The following is a 17888-nucleotide window of genomic DNA, read 5'->3' as shown; positions in this document are numbered from 1 at the left end:
TTTCGTCCCCCCAGAGCCTCGAGCCATGACCGTCATCAAACAGGAAGACCTGATCCAGAGCGTTGCGGATTCCCTCCAGTACATCAGCTACTACCATCCGCTGGACTACATCCAGGCGCTCGGCCGCGCCTACGAGCTGGAAGAAAGCCCGGCGGCGAAGGACGCCATCGCGCAGATCCTCACCAACAGCCGCATGTGCGCCGAAGGGAAGCGCCCGATCTGCCAGGACACCGGCATCGTGACGGTGTTCGTGAAGGTGGGCATGGACGTGCGTTGGGACGGTGCGACGATGTCCGTCACCGACATGATCAACGAAGGCGTGCGCCGCGGTTACCTGAACCCGGACAACGTGCTGCGCGCGTCCATCGTCTCGCCGCCCGAAGGCGGCCGCAAGAACACCAGGGACAACACGCCGGCCGTGATCCACTACGAGATCGTGCCGGGCGACAAGGTCGACGTGCAGGTCGCGGCCAAGGGCGGCGGCTCGGAGAACAAGTCGAAGTTCGCGATGCTGAATCCGTCCGATTCCATCGTCGACTGGATCATCAAGACCGTGCCGACCATGGGCGCCGGCTGGTGCCCGCCGGGCATGCTCGGGATCGGCATCGGCGGGACCGCGGAGAAGGCGATGGTCATGGCGAAGGAATCGCTGATGGACCCCATCGACATCCAGGATGTCATCGCGCGCGGCCCGAAGGACTGGATCGAGGAACTGCGCGTCGAGTTGCATGAGAAGGTGAATGCGCTCGGCATCGGCGCGCAGGGTCTCGGCGGCCTCGCCACCGTGCTCGACGTGAAGATCATGGCCGCGCCGACGCATGCGGCCTCGAAGCCCGTCGCGATCATCCCGAACTGCGCCGCGACCCGTCACGCGCACTTCACGCTCGACGGCAGCGGCGCCGCGAAGCTCGAAGCGCCGCCCCTCGACGCGTGGCCCGACGTGACGTGGCAGCCGAACACCGAGACGAGTCAGCGCGTCGATTTGAACACGCTGACGCCGGAGGAAGTGGCCTCGTGGAAGCCCGGCCAGACGCTGCTGCTGTCGGGCAAGATGCTCACGGGACGCGACGCCGCCCACAAGCGCATCGCCGACATGCTGGCCGCCGGTGAAAAGCTGCCGGTCGACTTCACGAACCGCGTGATCTATTACGTGGGCCCGGTCGATCCGGTGCGCGACGAAGCCGTCGGCCCGGCAGGCCCGACCACGGCCACGCGCATGGACAAGTTCACCGAGACGATGCTGGCACAAACCGGCCTGATCTCGATGATCGGCAAGGCCGAGCGCGGCCCGGTCGCCATCGAGTCGATCAAGAAGCACAAGGCGGCGTACCTGATGGCAGTCGGCGGCGCGGCGTATCTCGTGTCCAAGGCAATTCGCGAGGCGAAGGTGCTCGCGTTCGAAGACCTCGGCATGGAAGCCATCTACGAGTTCGACGTGCAGGACATGCCGGTGACAGTGGCGGTCGATTCGAACGGCACGTCGGTCCACAAGACCGGGCCGGCCGAATGGCAAGCGAAGATCGGCAAGATTCCGGTCGCCACGGTCTGAGGTCGATCGACGGTTGCCTGTCGCAGTGGTCAGCTGACAGGCAATCAGTCAGCGAAAGAGCCGGGCACGCGCCCGGCTCTTTTCTTTGACACCGCACTGATCGAGAAGGGTTTTCATTCTCAGTTCGGTCTGGAAAAAAAATTTTCTACTCAACCTTGGCTTTGTCACGCCTAAGGTTTATCTTTCCCACAACCCCACATCACAGACAGGATTCCAAGCCATGCAAGGCGACGCGAAAGTCATCGAATATCTGAACTCGCAGTTGAAGAACGAACTGACCGCGATCAATCAATACTTCCTGCACGCCCGGATGTATCAGCATTGGGGCCTCGAAAAGCTCAACAAGCACGAGTACGACGAATCGATCGGCGAAATGAAGCACGCCGACTGGCTCATCCAGCGCGTCTTCATGCTCGACGGACTGCCGAACCTGCAGGACCTGCACAAGCTGCTGATCGGCGAGGAAACCAAGGAAATCCTCGAGTGCGACCTGAAGGTCGAGCAGATTTCGCAAACCACCTGCAAGGAAGCCATCGCGTATTGCGAATCCGTGCGCGACTTCGTCTCGCGCGAGATCTTCGAAAAGATCCTGCACGACACGGAAGAGCACATCGACTGGTTGGAAACGCAGCTGGACCTGATCGACAAGGTCGGCATCCAGAACTACCAGCAAACCATGATGGGCGATCACGAGTAAAACGTTCATCACGATGCCCGTCAGCGCAGTATCCCCGCTCAACCTGCCCTCACGCGCCACGCTGGACGCGAGCGCGCCGGTCGGCATTTTCGATTCCGGCCTGGGCGGGCTGTCCGTGCTGCGCGCCGTGCGCGCCATCCTGCCGCACGAGCATCTGATCTACGTCGCCGACTCGCTGCACGCGCCCTACGGCGAAAAAACCGACGCGTTCATCGGCGAACGCACGCTGGCCATCGGCGAATGGCTCGTGTCGCAGGGCGCGAAAGCGCTCGTGGTCGCCTGCAATACCGCGACCGCGCAATCCATCGCGCTGGTGCGCGAGAGCCTGTCCATTCCACTGGTCGGCGTGGAGCCGGGCGTAAAGCCCGCGGCGAGCGTGTCCCGCTCGCGCGTCGTCGGCGTGCTGGCCACGGCCGTTACGCTGCGTTCGGCGCGGTTCCAGTCGCTGCTCGACCGCTACGCCGGCGACTGCCGCTTCATCTGCCAGGCGGGGCATGGCCTGGTGCAGGCGGTGGAGCGTGGCGACACGTCGTCGCCCGCGCTCATGGCGTTGCTCGAAAGCTATCTGTCCCCCATACTGGACGCCGGCGCCGACACGCTCGTGCTCGGCTGCACGCACTACCCTTTTCTGGACGGCGCCATCCGCGCGATTGCGGGCGAGCGCCTGCACATCGTGGACACAAGCGTGGCTATCGCCCGGCAGCTCGAACGTCTGCTCGATACCCACGCGCACCGCTCGGACGCTGGATCGGCTGATCTTTTGCCACGCTTCTACTCGACGGCGGACGGCGAATCTCAGCGCCAGCTCGCCGCCGCCCTCCTCAGGCTCGACGCGCCCGTCGAGCATGTCAGCATCCCCTCCGGCCTCCCACGGCTTGCCGAACCCGACATCGCGTGAGGGTTTCTCGCCCGCCGTATGGTTTCCGGCGCGCGCTTTGCCGCGCCAGCTCTGGCTGCTAGCAACAAATCTGCTAACTTGCCTGCTCTGTTACAAAAAACACAGAGGCCCGCTTGCATTGATGCGCAAGTAGAATGATAATAATTCGCATTAACGCAAGCTATCGCGAACGATCATGATTGTCTGTGTCTGCAAATCAGTGTCCGACCGCAAGATCCGAGCATCCATCGCCGAGGGTGTGGACACCTTCGACGAACTCCAGTTTGAACTCGGCGTGGCAATGTGCTGCGGCAAGTGCGAGGAGAGCGTTCGCGACGTGATGGCACAGAGCGGCGTGTGCGCCTCGCGGTGTGGCGTCGAGGCGCGCGAGCATGTGGCGCCGCTGACGTTTTACGAGCGCAAGGCGGCCTGAAGTCGGCCGCAGGTTTCGGCGTCGCGCCTCTGGGGCGGCGCCTGCAGGATCATTGTTTCAGTCTCGCGGTCCGGTTTCCGGACCGCCTCCAGCAAGCCAGGTTACCCTCGAACATCCGGTCCCTTCCAGCTAGCCAAGCACCTCCCCGAGCAACCCCACCCCTGGAGGGAACGATGGAATTGCTGATCGGTTTCGTGGCCACCCTGTTTATTTCATTGCTGATCTTTCGAAAATGACGTCGCCTGGTTGTACGTTTCCCCGTTGCGCCGGATCCGCACCGTTGCTGGACTTCAAGCTGAAACGAATCCGCGGCATGATCGGCATCCATTCACACTGCACCACAAGCAGCACTCAAAGTAGCCAATAAGAATGCAGTCCCCGACCACCACTCCCGCCGCTTTCCAGACGGCGCCGGCATCGAGCGCCAGTCCGCGCGTGATTGCCGCGTGCGCCGCTGTCGTCGTGCTTCATGCAGTCCTGCTCGGCGTCGCGATGACGATGCACAACGAGCCGCCGCCGCGACCCATCGAAGCCAAGTCGATCACCGCGCAGCTCATCAGCGAGACGCCGCAGCCCGCGCCGCAGCCGGTCGCGGTCGAAACGCCGCCGCCGCCCAAGCCGCTTCCGAAGCCCGTCCCGAAGCCGCTGCCCAAGCCCAAGGTCAAGCCGAGGATCGAGCCGAAGCCCACGCCGATGCCCGTCACCGAGGCGCCGTCGCAGATCGCCGCTCCCGCACCGGATCCCACCCCGCCCGCGCCAGCGCAACCGACCCCGCCGCCCACCGCGCCCGCCATCGGCAAGCCGAGCATGGATCTCGCCGCGCCGAAAAACGTCGCGCGGCTGAGCTGCAATATCGCCCAGCCGGATTACCCGGCCATGGCCAAGCGCCGCGGCGAAACCGGCACGGCGACCGTGCGGCTGACGGTCGGCGTGTCGGGAAAGATCGAGAACATCACGCTGCAGAAAAGCAGCGGCTCGTCGCGGCTGGATGACGCCGCGCTCGCGGCAGTACGCAGCAGCGCGTGCAGCCCGTACAAGGAAAATGGCGAAGCGATCCGCGCTACCGCCACCGTGCCATTCGTATTCAGTCTCAGCGACTGACCAGTTTTTTTAGATACAAGGAAAAAGCAATGCAAAACTACGGGATCGCGCACGTCTGGGCGCAAGGCGACTTCGTGACGCGAGGCATCGCGCTCGCGCTGGTCATCATGTCGGTGCTGTCGTGGACCGTCATCATCGTGAAGGCATGGAATGTCGTGCGCCTGAAGCGCCTGACCAAGAACGCCGAACAGGCCTTCTGGCACTCCGACGATTTCAACGACGGCATCAAGAAGCTCGGCAGCCAGTCGTCGAGCCCGGCCGACAACCCGTTCCTCGCCCTCGCCCTCGCCGGCCAGGAAGCGGCGGAACATCATCACCAGACGCAACCGCATCTGCACGACCGCATGGACGTGTCGGACTGGATCACGCGCTGCCTGAAGGACGTGATGGATGAAGGCGTCGGCCGCATGCAGTCGGGCCTCGCGGTGCTCGCGTCCATCGGTTCCACTTCGCCGTTCGTCGGCCTGTTCGGCACGGTGTGGGGGATCTATCACGCGCTGCTGACCATCGGCGCGACCGGCCAGACGTCGATCGATCAGGTCGCGGGCCCGGTCGGCGAATCGCTCATCATGACCGCGTTCGGCCTGTTCGTCGCGATTCCCGCGGTGCTGGGCTACAACGCCCTGACGCGCGCGAACAAGGGCATCGTCACGAAGCTGAACCGCTTTGCGCACGGCCTGCACGCGTTCTTCGTCACGGGCACGAAGCTCTCGTCGACCAAGCGCGCGACGAACGCCACGTCCGACAGCCTGCGTCTCGCGACGCGCGCGTCGTAAGTCCGGGAGGTTCGCATCATGGCCATGAGCCCCTTTGCCGGCGATGAAGATGACGGCATGATGAGCGAGATCAACATGACGCCGCTCGTCGACGTCATGCTGGTTTTGCTGATCATCTTCCTGGTGACGATTCCCGCGATGCATCACGCGGTGAAGATCGACCTGCCGCATGCAAGCAGCCAGCCGCAGGACGAGAAGCCCGCGCACGTGAACATCGCGATTCAGGCCGACGGCACCACGCTGTGGGACGAGCAGCCGGTCGACGAAGCGACGCTCAACGCGCGCATCGCGCAGGCGGCGCTGCAGACGCCGCAGCCGGAAATCCAGTTGCGCGCGGACCGCAAGGTTGCGTACGAGAAAGTGGCGGATCTGATGTCGGCGGCGCAGGCGGGCGGGCTGACCAAGATCGGCTTCGTCACCGAGCAGAAGACCGGCAAGTAACGCAAGCGCGCCCTTTCGAACTTTCGGACGCTGCAAAGTAAAAGGCCTTCATCGTCAGATGAAGGCCTTTTTTTGTGCGCGCTCGGCGCATTCGGGCGAGGCGGTCACTTTGGGTTCGTATAGCCAGAACCAGAAGTCCCGTCACATGCAGCAGCCGTGGTCGACACGGACAGTGCAATCAACCCTATCAGGCTAACTATCAGAGCAGCCGTGAGTTTTCGCATAGGAGCTCCTTAGCGAAAGAGGTTTCAATATACTGCCGCCTCTTGCAGGCATCAATTGAATCTGACCATCGCTCACCCGCACTGCCCCGCCTCAAATCAATGACGCACGCAATTGCGTTCAAACTGTTTCTCGTTCCGGCCGTTCATGAACAGGACATTCTCCAGGGAAGTGCTGTCCGCTGCCGATCGACTCAACCAGAAAATCGACGAACGCGCGCACTGCAGGGACCATGCCTTGTCGCGACAAAAACACCGCGTAAAGTTGCGGCGACGGAAAGGTCCAGCCCGGCATGACCGGCGACAGTTGCCCCGTGCGCAGCGGCGCGCCGTACATCATCTCGGGTAGCGCAGCGATGCCGACGCCGCGCATCACGGCCTCGCGGATCATCGACAGGTCTGCCGTCACCAGACGCGGCTCGTGCTCGAACTCGTGACGCGTGCCGTCCGGCGCGATCAGCCGGTAGACATGGCGGCCGTCCGCGGAGGGCGTGTCGAGCGTGTCGTATTGCGCGAGTTCGGCGGGCGTCATCGGCGGGGCGTTCGACTTCAACAGCGACGGCGCCGCCACCAGCATCTGCTCCGTGCGCCAAAGCGGCCGCGCGACCACATTCGAACTCGCCGGCGGCTCGGAGCGCACGCGCAACGCGACGTCGATCGCATCTTCGAACAGGTCCACCACGCGATTCGTCACGCGCAGCACGACCCGCACTTCCGGAAAGCGATGCATGAAGTCCGGCATCACGGCGGACAGAAACGTCTGCGCGATGGTCACTGGCACGCTCACGCGCACCGTGCCGCGCGGCGAATCGCGCAGGCTCTGCACGACATTCACCGCCGCCTGCGCTTCGGCCAGCATCGCCTGGCAATGCTGGTAGAACAGCTGGCCCGCCTCCGTCAGCGCCAGCTTGCGCGTGGAGCGCTGCAGCAAGCGCACGCCGAGCGAGGCTTCGAGTTCCGAGACGCGGCGCGACAGCCGCGACTTCGAAATGCCGAGCACGCGTTCCGCCGCGGAGAAACCGCCGTGCTCGACGACATGCGAGAAATACATCAGATCGTTCAGGTCGTGCGAGTCAACTTTCATGGTCGATCGGAAAACTCGATAAGGCGCGTTGCTGTGGTTCGTTATCGCCAGCGGGACAATCCATTGCGCCGAGGCGGCTTTTTACGCGAAATGCGGCCCATATAATAGCTCTGTGTTTCAAAAATATCGCTATTCCCCTTTGAACGCTGGATTCACGAAGCGAGACATCATGACCGTCAGCCGCAGCATCGAACGCATCATTCCAGCGACCCGCACCGTCGAAGGCGGCGGGTTCGTCGTGCATCGCCCGTTTCCGACCCGTCTTTTGATGGACTTCGACCCGTTCCTGCTGCTCGACGAAATGGGCCCCGTCGATTACGCGCCCGGCGAAGCCAAGGGCGCGCCGGATCATCCGCATCGCGGCTTCGAGACCGTCACGTACATGCTCGAAGGCGAGTTCGGCCACAAGGACTCGGCGGGTCATTCCGGCACGCTGCTGCCCGGCGACGTGCAATGGATGACCGCCGGCGCGGGCGTCGTGCACAGCGAGATTCCCGCCGAGGCCTTCACCCAGCGAGGCGGGCGTGTGCATGGCCTGCAACTGTGGGTGAACCTGCCGCGGCGCGACAAGATGGTCGCGCCGCATTACCAGGAGATTCCGTCGGCGCGCATTCCGGTCGCGACGAGCGAGGACGGCAAGGTCCGCGTGAAGGTCATCGCCGGCGAGGCGCTTGGTGTGAAGGCGGCGATCGAAACGCGCACGCCGATCCTGTACCAGCACGTCTCGCTGCAGCCGGGCGCGACGATCTCGCTGAACGTGCCGCGCGAGTTCCGCGTGTTCGCGTATCCGCTGTCGGGCACGGCGCTGTACGGCCCGCAGAGCCAGCCGGTGCGCGCCCAGCAGATGGTGATTTTCCGCGACGACAGCGATACGGTCTCGCTCGCCGCCGGCGACGAGCCCGTGGAACTGCTGCTGATCGGCGGTGTGCCGCTCAAGGAGCCAGTCGTGCGCTACGGTCCGTTCGTGATGAACACCGAGGAGGAGATCCGCCAGGCCGTGATCGATTATCAGGCGGGCCGGATGGGCGCGATCGCGCATTGATCATTCAGCGGTGAACATGCAAGGGCGCTGATTTTCAGCGACTCCGGCGCGGCATGAACGGACGCATTGCGTCACAATGGCCGTTCGTTCCGCGCCGTTTTCTTTGGCGCAATTTCACTTTACCGAAACACCCGAGGAGCAGCGGATGGCTCACCCCGTCGTGACCGCCGACATCGGCGCTACCGATTTCCACGTCCGCCTCGCGGACGGCTCGCACGACTGGAACGCCGACGAACCCATCGGCCTCGGCGGCGGCGACACGGGTCCGGACCCGCACTCGCTCTTGCTCGGCAGCCTCGGCGCCTGCACGTCGATCACGCTGAAGATGTACGCGAAGCGCAAGGAATGGCCGCTCGAGGCAGTGCATGTGGAACTGTCGATAGAGAGCACCGCGGCGGGCACGCGTATCGATCGCCGGATCGCGCTGACGGGCCCGCTCAGCGAGGAACAGCGGGAACGTCTCTTGCAAATTGCCAATGCGTGCCCCATTCACAAGGTTCTGTCCGGTCCGATCAACATCGATTCCGCACTGGCGCCGTAACGCGTCGCGGGCACACTGAACGTTCAAGGAAACGTCGTTTTGAATTTCGAACATCTCATCCAGATCAACGATCCGCAGAATCCGCTCGTCCAGTCGCTGACACGCGAGCAATTGTGGGAAGGTCTCGTCCTGCGCGCCGAGCAGCCGCAGTTGTTCGTGCTGGGACTGGACCGCTGCGACATCCTCTCGCGCGACGGCGACAGCATGGAGCGCGAGCTGCACTACGGCCAGGCCGTTGTGCGCGATCGCGTGACGCTCCACCCGCAGTCCAGCGTGCGCTACGACATCCTGCCGACAGCCGAATACGTGGGCGGCTCGCTGACGATGGCGATCGAGGAGCCTGACGCGCAACAGCTCTTCTTGCGCTTCACCTACAGCACGACGCTGCCGGAGCAAGCCAACCCGACGCCCGACGAACGGCAAACGCAGGAAATCGTGAAGTCGGCGTATCGCGAGTCGGACATCGACACCGTGCATCTGATCCGCCAGTTCGCGCACGGCCGGAACGACGACAAACCGCTGCACTAAGCTTCGTCGAGACGCGGCGGCGAATGCTTCGCCGCTGCATCGAGCCTGGCTATCGGAAATTGCGCTTCGATCAGAAAGTCTATTTGCAAATAGGAATAGTTATCATTTACTATAGACCCATCGAATCAACGACCGCACTCTTCCGACATGACCGACCCGCTGCGATCTTCCACGCTCAGGCTGCGCCGCCCGGCTGTTCGCGACGCCGCGATTACCCGCCCGAGAGCGACCACCGTGACTACCGTTCACGTCGCCCACGCCGCGGAAAGCCCGGGCGAGCGGTCGCTGAAAAGCGAAGCGCTGTTGCAGGGACGCAGTCATGTCAGCATCCTGCATAACGGGGAGACCTACCAGTTGCGCGCAACTCGTCTGGGCAAGCTGATCCTGACGAAGTAGCCGAAAGAACAGCAGTAGCACTGTGTATTGTGGGGACCACCTCTCCAAGAGGTGTTTGGCCTTAGCCAGCGAGGACGACTTGCACGCGAGAATTTAGACCCCTTCGTGCAAACACCAGCCAGTCGTCGATAGCAAGCGAAGCCGCTTTTTTTGGTTCCCGCGCGTTTGCGTGATGGTCCACTCGATCAGGCCAGCGCAATGATGATCCATCGAACGGCACGCCCTTCTTCCCGAAGGCGTGCCGTTTTGTCTTTCGTGAAAAACGTCAGACGTTCTCGATACCCAGCGCAGCGATGCCCGCCTTGGCGATCTGCGCATCCTGCTCCGACTTCACGCCCGATACGCCCACCGCGCCCACGATGTCCGTGCCCACGAAGATCGGCACGCCGCCTTCGAGCATCGCGGTCATCGGCGCGCTGAGAAAGGCCGTGCGGCCCTGCTTGATGGTGTCTTCGTAGACCTTCGTCTCACGACGGCCGAGCACGGCGGTGCGGGCCTTGCCCGTCGCCATCTCGACAGTGCTCGCCCCCGCTCCTTCCAGCCGATGCAGATGCAGCAGATGCCCGCCATCGTCGACGATCGCAATGGTCACGTTCCAGTGGTGAGCCTGCGCGTGCGCCTCGGCGGCGGCGGCCATGGACTTGATGTCGTCGTCGGTCAGTACGGGTTTGGTTCTCACGTGCGTTCTCGCGGCCGTCGGTCACGGCGTGGACGGTTTATCGGCTGAAGCCCCAGAACATCAGGTACCACGCGCTGTCCGCTACGGCCAGCGCAGCGACAAACCATACCATCGCGAGGACGCGCGGAACAAGCGTCGTGGCATAGCGCCCCGTCACGCGCCACGCGAGCCACGCGCTCCATGCATTCGCGATGAACAGCAACGTGAGGCGCAGATCCGTCACCCACCAGAGCGGCAGATGCTCGGCGCGCAGCAGCGATACCGTTGTCGCCGACAAGCCCAGGAACACGCCGCAGCCCGCCAGCGGAATCAGCGCGAGCGTCAGGTGATGCAGGCGCGTCGCGCTCATCTTGCCGAGCATGCGCGCGCCCGCCGCGAGCAGCGCGAGCAGCACGGTGCCGTATACGAGCCCCGTCACGACGATATAGCCGATCACCATCGTGCCGTCGAGCCAGGAGAAGACGTCGTTCTGCTCGGGGTAATGCGTGAACAGGAACCACGGCGCGGTGGTGTCGAGCGGCCAGAGAATATTGTGGTCGATCAACCAGCCGGCGAAGAACTGCTTCAGATCGACGAACCACGTGCTGACGGTCCAATGAAACGCGCCGATTGCGATGCCCAGCAGCCCATACAGAATGAGCGCCGTGTCCCACGGGTTCGCGGCCTTGTCGCCGAGCTTCACGACTTCGTCGGCCGGCGAGCGCCACGTGAGCGCAATGGCATCACGATGACCGCTGCAGCGGCCGCACATGTGGCAATCGGCGGCGCCTTTCATGTTGCGCAAGGGCACGAGCGGCGCGCAGTTGATCGGAATCACGCGATGGCCATGCTCGCCCTGCTTGTACGAGCGGCGCCACGCGTCCTCGCTGACCTTGAAGTGGAACGGTGCGAGCCGTGCGAGCAGCGTGAACACGCCGTTCACCGGACACAGGTACTTGCACCACACGCGCTTCTCGCGGCCATACAGCACGCCGATGATCATCGCCCCGACGGTCGAGCCGCCGAGCACCAGCAGCACGGCCTTCGGATATTGATAGACGCTGACCATCTGGCCGTAGATCGTCGTCAGGCCGAACGCGACGAACGGCCAGCCGCCCCAGCGCATCCAGCGCGGAATGGCCCAGCCGCGGCCAAAGCGGCTCGCGAATTCGGTGAGTGCGCCTTCGGGACACAGCACGCCGCACCAGACGCGTCCGAGCATCACCATCGACAGCAGCACGAACGGCCACCAGATGCCCCAGAACACGAATTGTGCGGCGAGCGTCAGGTTGTTCCACAGATGCGCGGAGCCATCGGGCAGCGGCATCACGGCGGGAACGATGATCAGAAGCGCGTACACGGCAACCACGACCCACTGAATCATGCGGATCGCGCTGCCGTGACGTTGCATCCATTGGCCGGCTTGCTGGAGCCGACCGGGTTGGGGCATTACAGAACTCATGCTGGACGGCTTGCCGCCTTTTGTTTTTGCGCCATCTGATGATTCGAACGGCGCAGCAGAAGATAAATGACAATCCAGTACACCGCGTACGCGACCAGGTTCATGCCGGCCGGATGCGCGCGATAGCCCGTCAGTGTAGCGACCAGCGAGCCGAAGGTGCTGGAATCGTCGAGGATCGCGGAGGTGTTCCACACCTGGTTGACGATGACCGGCAGCACTTCCATGTCGATCAGCTTGTCCACTCCGGTCTCGAACAGACCCGCCGCGAGGAACAGCAGCATGATTTCAGTGACGCGGAAGAAGGCGCGCCAGGAGAAGATCTTGCCGCCGAGCTGCAGCACGTAGAAGGTCAGCAACGCAAGACCGAAGCCCAGGATGATGGCCACGTATTGTGACGCGGCGACGTGCCCCGACTGACCGAAGCCGACGCCATACAGAAACACAGCCGTCTCGCTACCTTCGCGCGCAATGGCCAGTGCGACCAACAGCGCGATGCTCCACCAGTGTCCGTCCTGCGTGCTCTTCTGCAGCGACGACTCCATGTCGCGCTTCAGCGTGCGGCCGTGGCGCTTCATCCACAGCACCATCTGCACGATCAGCACGCACGCCACCAGGACCATCGCGGTCTGGAAGTAATCCTGCGCGTCGCCCGACAGCACTTCGGTGAAGCCGATCAGCGCGGCGCCCAGCGCCACCGCCGCAAGCAGGCCGATGACCACGCCGGCCCACAGATAAGGCAGGCCGCGGCGCGCCTGATGGTCGCCGTTCTTCAGCCACGCGTACAGAATGCCGACGACGAGCAATGCCTCGACGCTCTCACGCCATACAATAAAAAGTACCTGCCCCATAACCCAAACCTCCAGCCATTCCACTTCAACCGGTCGCGCTCGATGCATTCGCGCGCGACACGTCCATTACTTGGCGACGATCACGCCCTGCGCGCTTTGATGAAAGTCGTCGAAAAACTTGTATTCGCCCGGATCCAGCGGCGCGATCACGACGAACGAATCCGCGCCCGGCGCGAGCACCTTTTCCTTGCGCAACTGCACGCTCTCGAACTCGGCCGCGCCCTTGCCGATGTTGTGCACCTCGATCTTGATACGCTGCCCCGCCGGCACTTCAATACGCGCCGGATTCAGCTTGCCGTCGTTCATTTCGAGCTTGAACGTGGGCAGATCGACGGCGTGCGCCATGTTCATCCCGGCAGCGGCGGCGCACAGCGACATCGCGATCGCCGCCATCTGGCTTGTCAGTTTCATGCGAACTTCCTGATTAAGTACGCGCCCGGTCCGGGATGCCGGGCGCCACGGACGATCAGTAACCGCCCTTCTTGCCGATGCCCGCGAACGGGAAGTCGTATTCGATCGTGAACGGCTTGAACCACGGACCCACGCCGGTTTCCTTGTCCGTGTGACGGCCGAACGCCATGTGGCCGGTTTCCGTCGGCGGCGCGATGTGCAGCTTCAGGTGGTACTTGCCCGGACCGAAGAGCTTCACGTTGTCGCCGTAGTGCGGGCCGTCGTTCGCGACCATCGCCATCAGGTCGCCCTTGACGGTCTGGGTCGTGCCCACCTTGCTGAGCTCATAGGTCACGTTGAGGTAGGGCATCCAGTCGCCTTCGGCGAAACCGGTCGGGTTGTTCTTGACCGCGTGGATGTCCGCCTCGAGGTGAATATCCGAATCCGACGCCTTGCGCATCATGCCTTCCGGCGCCATCGTGATCGGCTGGAGGTACACGGCGCCCGTTTCCATGCCGCCCTCGATATGCTGCTTGCCAATCGGATATTCCGCGGCCGACGCCGCCATCATTGCCGTAATGCCCGCGGCGGCCACGAGGCCGCGCATCAACGTTGAACCCATAGATACTCCTTGTTGTTATCGACCGGCGCGGGCGCCACGCGCGCCTGCTGCCTGAAAGGCAAGCCGGACATCCGGAAACGATGCGCCGGACGGATGGAAAGTTTCTGCCGGAGATGGGCGAATCGACGTCCACGCTGAGCAGCCCTAGCACAACTTGTGAACGTTAATACGAACCATTCTCAAAGTTTGCCAAGTTTAGCATCGTTCGACACCCGGAACAATTTGAGCGGGCTTACAAACCCAGTACCGACAAGGCTTTTCGCCGCATCGACGGGGCTTGCGACGCGCAAAAAAAACGCGGCTGACCCGCAGGGCCGCCGCGCCTTTTGAATTAAGCTTTGAAAATCACTTACATAAGCCTTACTTATCGCCGGTTCCGGCGACATGGTCGCCTACATTCGCGCCGAACACGCGCTGCCGCAGAAGGGACAATTGGTCGCGGGTCTGCGCCGCCTTCTCGAATTCGAGATTCTTGGCGTGGTCCATCATCTGCTTTTCGAGCCGCTTGATTTCCTTGGCAATCTGCTTCTCGGACATGTCCTCGAACTTCGCGCGCGCCTGCGCTTCCTTCAGTTCGGCGCGGGCATCGTCGGCGTTATAGACGCCGTCGATGATGTCCTTGATGCGTTTCTCCACGCCGCGCGGCGTGATGCCCATCGCCAGGTTGTGCGCGATCTGCTTGGCGCGGCGGCGCTCGGTTTCGTCGATGGCGCGCTTCATCGAGTCCGTCATGTTGTCGCCGTAGAGAATCGCCTTGCCGTTCACATTGCGCGCCGCCCGGCCGATGGTCTGGATCAGCGAGCGCTCGGCGCGCAGGAAACCTTCCTTGTCGGCGTCGAGAATCGCGACGAGCGACACTTCCGGAATGTCCAGCCCTTCGCGCAGCAGGTTGATGCCGACCAGCACGTCGAAGGTGCCGAGGCGCAGATCGCGGATGATTTCCACGCGCTCCACCGTGTCGATGTCGCTGTGCAGGTAACGCACCTTCACGCCGTGATCGGCGAGGAACTCGGTCAGTTGCTCGGCCATGCGCTTGGTGAGCGTGGTGACGAGCACGCGTTCGTGCACGGCGACGCGCGCGTTGATCTCGGAGAGCACGTCGTCCACCTGCGAACGCGCGGGACGCACTTCGATTTGCGGATCGACCAGACCGGTCGGGCGCACCAGCTGCTCGGCCACCTGCCCGGCCTTGCTCTTTTCGTAATCGGCAGGCGTGGCTGAAACGAACACCGCCTGGCGCATCTTGCGCTCGAACTCGTTGAACTTGAGCGGACGGTTGTCGAGCGCGCACGGCAGCCGGAAACCGTAGTCGACAAGATTCTCCTTGCGCGCGCGGTCGCCGTTGTACATGCCGTTCAACTGCCCGATCAGCACGTGCGATTCGTCGAGCAGCATGAGCGCATCGGGCGGCAGGTAGTCGACGAGCGTCGGCGGCGGTTCGCCGGGCATCGCGCCGGAGAAGTGCCGCGAGTAGTTCTCGATGCCCTTGCAGAAGCCGAGTTCCTGCAGCATCTCCAGGTCGAAGCGGGTGCGCTGTTCCAGCCGCTGCGCCTCGACCAGCTTGCCTTGGTCATAGAAGAATTCGAGCCGCTCGCGCAGTTCGTTCTTGATGGCTTCGACGGCGCGCATCACGGTGTCGCGCGGCGTCACGTAGTGCGACGACGGATACACAGTGAAGCGCGGAATCTTGTTGCGCACGCGGCCGGTGAGCGGATCGAACAGATGCATCGCTTCGACTTCATCGTCGAACAGTTCCACGCGCACGGCCATTTCCGCGTGCTCCGCTGGAAAGATGTCGATGGTGTCGCCGCGCACGCGGAAGGTGCCGCGCGAGAAATCGGCTTCGTTGCGCGTGTACTGCATCGCGATCAGGCGCGCGATGATGTCGCGCTGGCCGAGCTTGTCGCCGGTGCGCAGCGTCAGGATCATGCGATGGTATTCGGACGGATTGCCGATACCGTAGATCGCCGACACGGTGGCCACGATCACCACGTCGCGCCGTTCGAGCAGGCTCTTGGTGGCGGAGAGCCGCATCTGCTCGATGTGGTCGTTGATCGACGAATCCTTCTCGATGAACAGGTCACGCTGCGGCACGTACGCTTCCGGCTGGTAGTAGTCGTAGTACGAGACGAAGTACTCGACGGCATTGCGCGGGAAGAATTCGCGGAACTCGGCGTAGAGCTGCGCGGCGAGCGTCTTGTTCGGCGCGAACACGATAGCCGGACGGCCCATGCGGGCGATCACGTTGGCCATCGTGAAGGTTTTGCCGGAACCGGTCACGCCGAGCAGCGTCTGGAACGAGAGGCCGTCCTCGATGCCTTCGACGAGCTTGGCGATGGCATCAGGCTGGTCGCCCGCGGGCTGATACGGCTGATAGAGCTGGAACGGCGAGCCGTCGAAAGTGACGAACTTCGATTCGTCCAGTGCTTCGGGAGAGTCGATGAGAGTGTCGGACATGGAGATTCGATGCGTCGTCGCCGGAGCAAACACTTATTCTAGCGGCTGCCGAAAACACGCGCGGCCCGGCGGATGGGAGCGCGCGGCGGTCGGGACGCACGGCGCGGCGCTTGGGTCCGAAGCAGATTGGGCCCGCACAGCCGATCTCAAGCGCCCTTCTTGCGGCCCTTTTTGACGGCATGCGCGGCATCGGTCTAAATGACCTGTCACGAAAAACACAGGCTGTCGGCCAGGCGACGGCGAAAAAGCCGGGCCGGATTCGCTACAATGTGCGACTGTGCTCGACGGCGGGCAACGGACATTTCTCACAGCGGCGCAGCATGCCGCGCTGCAGGGACCGCCGAAGACGCCACGCGGGCATTGTCCCCGTTCCGGGCTGGCTTCGCGCCAGTTTCGCGCTCGCTGCCTTTCGGGCGCCACTCCGCCGCACCGTCTTTTTCTCACTGCCGATAGATCATGTCTCTTTTCTCTGCCGTCGAACTCGCTCCCCGCGACCCCATCCTGGGCCTCAACGAAGCCTTCAACGCCGACACGCGCGCCACCAAAGTCAATCTGGGCGTCGGTGTCTACACCAACGAGGAAGGCAAGATTCCGCTGCTGCGCGCCGTGCGCGAAGCCGAAAAAGCACGCGTCGATGCCGCCCTGCCGCGCGGTTATCTGCCGATCGACGGCATCGCCGCCTATGACGCCGCCGTGCAGGCGCTGCTGCTCGGCCAGAACTCGCCGCTGATCGCCGCGGGCCGCGTCGTCACGGCGCAGGCGCTGGGCGGCACGGGCGCGCTGAAGATCGGCGCGGACTTCCTGAAGCGCCTGAACCCGAACGCCAAGGTCGCGATCAGCGATCCGAGCTGGGAAAACCATCGCGCGCTGTTCGAAGGCGCCGGCTTCGACGTCGTCAACTACCCGTACTACGAAGCCGCCACGCACGGCGTGAATTTCGACGCCATGCTGGCCGCGCTGAACAGCTACGCGGCGGGCACCGTGGTCGTGCTGCACGCGTGCTGCCACAACCCGACGGGCGTGGACCTCTCGGACGCGCAGTGGAAGCAGATCGTCGAGGTCGTGAAGGCGCGCGAGCTGGTGCCCTTCCTCGACATGGCGTATCAGGGCTTCGCGGAGAACATCGAGGCCGACTCGGCCGCCGTGCGTCTGTTTGCAGCCTCCGAACTGAATGTGTTCGTGTCGTCGTCGTTCTCGAAGTCGTTCTCGCTGTATGGCGAGCGCGTCGGGGCGCTGTCGATCATCACGACCAGCAGGGAAGAGTCGGCGCGCGTGCTCTCGCAACTGAAGCGCGTGATCCGCACCAACTACTCGAACCCGCCCACGCACGGCGGCTCGATCGTCGCGGCCGTGCTGGCGTCGCCGGAACTGCGCGCGACCTGGGAACAGGAACTGGGCGAAATGCGCGACCGCATCCGCGCAATGCGTAACGGTCTCGTCGAGCGCCTGAAGGCGAGCGGCGTCGACCGCGACTTCTCGTTCGTCAATCAGCAGCGCGGCATGTTCTCGTACTCGGGCCTGACGTCCGCGCAAGTCGACCGCCTGCGCGAAGAGTTCGGCATCTATGCCGTCAGCACCGGCCGCATCTGCGTGGCCGCGCTGAACACGCGCAATCTCGATGCCGTCGCGACCGCCGTGGCCGCCGTGCTGAAGTAAGACTGTTTCGTGGACGTCCGGCCGCCCGGGCGGCCGGCCGAAGTAAATGCGGCCAGCGGGGAACGCGGGGGCGCCATTTTTTTAGCCCGGCGCCGTCGCGCGCGGCAGC

General features: G+C 63.5%; 19 protein-coding genes. 12 read left to right on the top strand and 7 right to left on the bottom strand.

What is annotated here, in order from left to right:
• Positions 1–25: 25 nt before the first annotated feature.
• From QCE63_RS06450 to QCE63_RS06420, 7 genes are all read left to right on the top strand, one after another.
• On the top strand, positions 26–1549 hold the full coding sequence (locus tag QCE63_RS06450) for a fumarate hydratase (RefSeq protein WP_309831640.1): 1524 nt from the start codon (positions 26–28) through the stop codon (positions 1547–1549).
• 220 nt (positions 1550–1769) lie between these two features.
• Positions 1770–2246: a bacterioferritin gene (gene bfr, locus QCE63_RS06445; protein WP_309831638.1), complete on the top strand. Its 477-nt coding sequence runs from the start codon at positions 1770–1772 to the stop codon at positions 2244–2246.
• 13 nt (positions 2247–2259) lie between these two features.
• Entirely contained in the window at positions 2260–3144 is an 885-nt protein-coding gene (gene murI / locus QCE63_RS06440; protein WP_309831636.1) for a glutamate racemase, read from the top strand.
• A 175-nt stretch (positions 3145–3319) separates the two neighbouring features.
• Positions 3320–3556: a (2Fe-2S)-binding protein gene (locus QCE63_RS06435; protein ID WP_309831634.1), complete on the top strand. Its 237-nt coding sequence runs from the start codon at positions 3320–3322 to the stop codon at positions 3554–3556.
• Positions 3557–3925: 369 nt separating this feature from the next.
• Entirely contained in the window at positions 3926–4657 is a 732-nt protein-coding gene (locus tag QCE63_RS06430; RefSeq protein ID WP_309831631.1) for a TonB family protein, read from the top strand.
• 29 nt (positions 4658–4686) lie between these two features.
• Positions 4687–5433, top strand: coding sequence for a MotA/TolQ/ExbB proton channel family protein (locus tag QCE63_RS06425; RefSeq protein ID WP_309831629.1), 747 nt, complete (start codon positions 4687–4689; stop codon positions 5431–5433).
• An 18-nt stretch (positions 5434–5451) separates the two neighbouring features.
• Complete coding sequence (locus QCE63_RS06420) at positions 5452–5874, top strand: biopolymer transporter ExbD (protein WP_309831627.1); 423 nt, start codon at positions 5452–5454, stop codon at positions 5872–5874.
• 342 nt (positions 5875–6216) lie between these two features.
• Here QCE63_RS06420 and QCE63_RS06415 read toward each other — a convergent pair whose 3' ends face one another.
• Complete coding sequence (locus tag QCE63_RS06415) at positions 6217–7179, bottom strand: LysR family transcriptional regulator (protein WP_309831625.1); 963 nt, start codon at positions 7177–7179, stop codon at positions 6217–6219.
• Positions 7180–7348: 169 nt separating this feature from the next.
• Between QCE63_RS06415 and QCE63_RS06410 the strand changes: the two genes are divergently transcribed.
• The 4 genes from QCE63_RS06410 (at position 7349) to hemP (ending at position 9686) form a co-directional block, all read left to right on the top strand.
• Positions 7349–8221 carry a pirin family protein gene (locus QCE63_RS06410; RefSeq protein ID WP_309831623.1) on the top strand — a complete coding sequence of 291 codons (873 nt, stop codon included), beginning with the start codon at positions 7349–7351 and terminating at the stop codon, positions 8219–8221.
• A 145-nt stretch (positions 8222–8366) separates the two neighbouring features.
• Positions 8367–8762, top strand: a complete 396-nt coding sequence (locus QCE63_RS06405; protein WP_309831622.1) for an OsmC family protein — start codon at positions 8367–8369, stop codon at positions 8760–8762.
• A 39-nt stretch (positions 8763–8801) separates the two neighbouring features.
• Positions 8802–9290 carry an SRPBCC family protein gene (locus tag QCE63_RS06400; protein ID WP_309831619.1) on the top strand — a complete coding sequence of 163 codons (489 nt, stop codon included), beginning with the start codon at positions 8802–8804 and terminating at the stop codon, positions 9288–9290.
• Between the two features lie 147 nt (positions 9291–9437).
• Positions 9438–9686: a hemin uptake protein HemP gene (gene hemP / locus QCE63_RS06395; protein ID WP_309831617.1), complete on the top strand. Its 249-nt coding sequence runs from the start codon at positions 9438–9440 to the stop codon at positions 9684–9686.
• Positions 9687–9951: 265 nt separating this feature from the next.
• Here hemP and QCE63_RS06390 read toward each other — a convergent pair whose 3' ends face one another.
• From QCE63_RS06390 to uvrB, 6 genes are all read right to left on the bottom strand, one after another.
• The gene (locus QCE63_RS06390; protein ID WP_309831616.1) at positions 9952–10365 is read right to left on the bottom strand and encodes a heme-binding protein; all 414 of its coding nucleotides are present in this window, start codon (positions 10363–10365) and stop codon (positions 9952–9954) included.
• 37 nt (positions 10366–10402) lie between these two features.
• On the bottom strand, positions 10403–11806 hold the full coding sequence (locus QCE63_RS06385) for a 4Fe-4S binding protein (protein ID WP_309831614.1): 1404 nt from the start codon (positions 11804–11806) through the stop codon (positions 10403–10405).
• On the bottom strand, positions 11803–12654 hold the full coding sequence (locus tag QCE63_RS06380; RefSeq protein ID WP_309831612.1) for an FTR1 family protein: 852 nt from the start codon (positions 12652–12654) through the stop codon (positions 11803–11805). The genes QCE63_RS06385 and QCE63_RS06380 overlap by 4 nt, the downstream gene beginning before the upstream one ends.
• 66 nt (positions 12655–12720) lie before the next feature.
• A complete protein-coding gene (locus tag QCE63_RS06375) occupies positions 12721–13065 on the bottom strand; it encodes a cupredoxin domain-containing protein (RefSeq protein WP_309831611.1) in 345 nt (114 codons plus the stop codon).
• 55 nt (positions 13066–13120) lie between these two features.
• Complete coding sequence (locus QCE63_RS06370) at positions 13121–13666, bottom strand: iron transporter (RefSeq protein ID WP_309831609.1); 546 nt, start codon at positions 13664–13666, stop codon at positions 13121–13123.
• Positions 13667–14026: 360 nt separating this feature from the next.
• A complete protein-coding gene (gene uvrB, locus QCE63_RS06365; protein WP_309831607.1) occupies positions 14027–16123 on the bottom strand; it encodes an excinuclease ABC subunit UvrB in 2097 nt (698 codons plus the stop codon).
• A gap of 456 nt (positions 16124–16579) precedes the next feature.
• On the opposite strand from uvrB, the gene QCE63_RS06360 reads away from it, so the two are divergent.
• Positions 16580–17779 (top strand): amino acid aminotransferase, encoded by a 1200-nt coding sequence (locus QCE63_RS06360; RefSeq protein ID WP_309831605.1) that lies wholly within the window; start codon positions 16580–16582, stop codon positions 17777–17779.
• Positions 17780–17888 lie beyond the last annotated feature (109 nt).

This window comes from Caballeronia sp. LZ065 (assembly GCF_031450975.1).
Classification (GTDB): Bacteria; Pseudomonadota; Gammaproteobacteria; order Burkholderiales; family Burkholderiaceae; genus Caballeronia.
The sequence above is the reverse complement of the archived record's forward strand: the minus strand, read 5'-3'. Positions and strand labels throughout refer to the sequence as shown.

Excerpts from the sequence above, each read along its gene's own strand:
- QCE63_RS06450 (WP_309831640.1), top strand. The coding sequence starts at position 26 with ATGACCGTCATCAAACAGGAAGACCTGATCCAGAGCGTTGCGGATTCC.
- bfr (WP_309831638.1), top strand. The coding sequence starts at position 1,770 with ATGCAAGGCGACGCGAAAGTCATCGAATATCTGAACTCGCAGTTGAAG.
- murI (WP_309831636.1), top strand. The coding sequence starts at position 2,260 with ATGCCCGTCAGCGCAGTATCCCCGCTCAACCTGCCCTCACGCGCCACG.
- QCE63_RS06435 (WP_309831634.1), top strand. The coding sequence starts at position 3,320 with ATGATTGTCTGTGTCTGCAAATCAGTGTCCGACCGCAAGATCCGAGCA.
- QCE63_RS06430 (WP_309831631.1), top strand. The coding sequence starts at position 3,926 with ATGCAGTCCCCGACCACCACTCCCGCCGCTTTCCAGACGGCGCCGGCA.
- QCE63_RS06425 (WP_309831629.1), top strand. The coding sequence starts at position 4,687 with ATGCAAAACTACGGGATCGCGCACGTCTGGGCGCAAGGCGACTTCGTG.
- QCE63_RS06420 (WP_309831627.1), top strand. The coding sequence starts at position 5,452 with ATGGCCATGAGCCCCTTTGCCGGCGATGAAGATGACGGCATGATGAGC.
- QCE63_RS06415 (WP_309831625.1), bottom strand. The coding sequence starts at position 7,179 with ATGAAAGTTGACTCGCACGACCTGAACGATCTGATGTATTTCTCGCAT.
- QCE63_RS06410 (WP_309831623.1), top strand. The coding sequence starts at position 7,349 with ATGACCGTCAGCCGCAGCATCGAACGCATCATTCCAGCGACCCGCACC.
- QCE63_RS06405 (WP_309831622.1), top strand. The coding sequence starts at position 8,367 with ATGGCTCACCCCGTCGTGACCGCCGACATCGGCGCTACCGATTTCCAC.
- hemP (WP_309831617.1), top strand. The coding sequence starts at position 9,438 with ATGACCGACCCGCTGCGATCTTCCACGCTCAGGCTGCGCCGCCCGGCT.
- QCE63_RS06385 (WP_309831614.1), bottom strand. The coding sequence starts at position 11,806 with ATGAGTTCTGTAATGCCCCAACCCGGTCGGCTCCAGCAAGCCGGCCAA.
- QCE63_RS06380 (WP_309831612.1), bottom strand. The coding sequence starts at position 12,654 with ATGGGGCAGGTACTTTTTATTGTATGGCGTGAGAGCGTCGAGGCATTG.
- QCE63_RS06375 (WP_309831611.1), bottom strand. The coding sequence starts at position 13,065 with ATGAAACTGACAAGCCAGATGGCGGCGATCGCGATGTCGCTGTGCGCC.
- QCE63_RS06370 (WP_309831609.1), bottom strand. The coding sequence starts at position 13,666 with ATGGGTTCAACGTTGATGCGCGGCCTCGTGGCCGCCGCGGGCATTACG.
- uvrB (WP_309831607.1), bottom strand. The coding sequence starts at position 16,123 with ATGTCCGACACTCTCATCGACTCTCCCGAAGCACTGGACGAATCGAAG.
- QCE63_RS06360 (WP_309831605.1), top strand. The coding sequence starts at position 16,580 with ATGTCTCTTTTCTCTGCCGTCGAACTCGCTCCCCGCGACCCCATCCTG.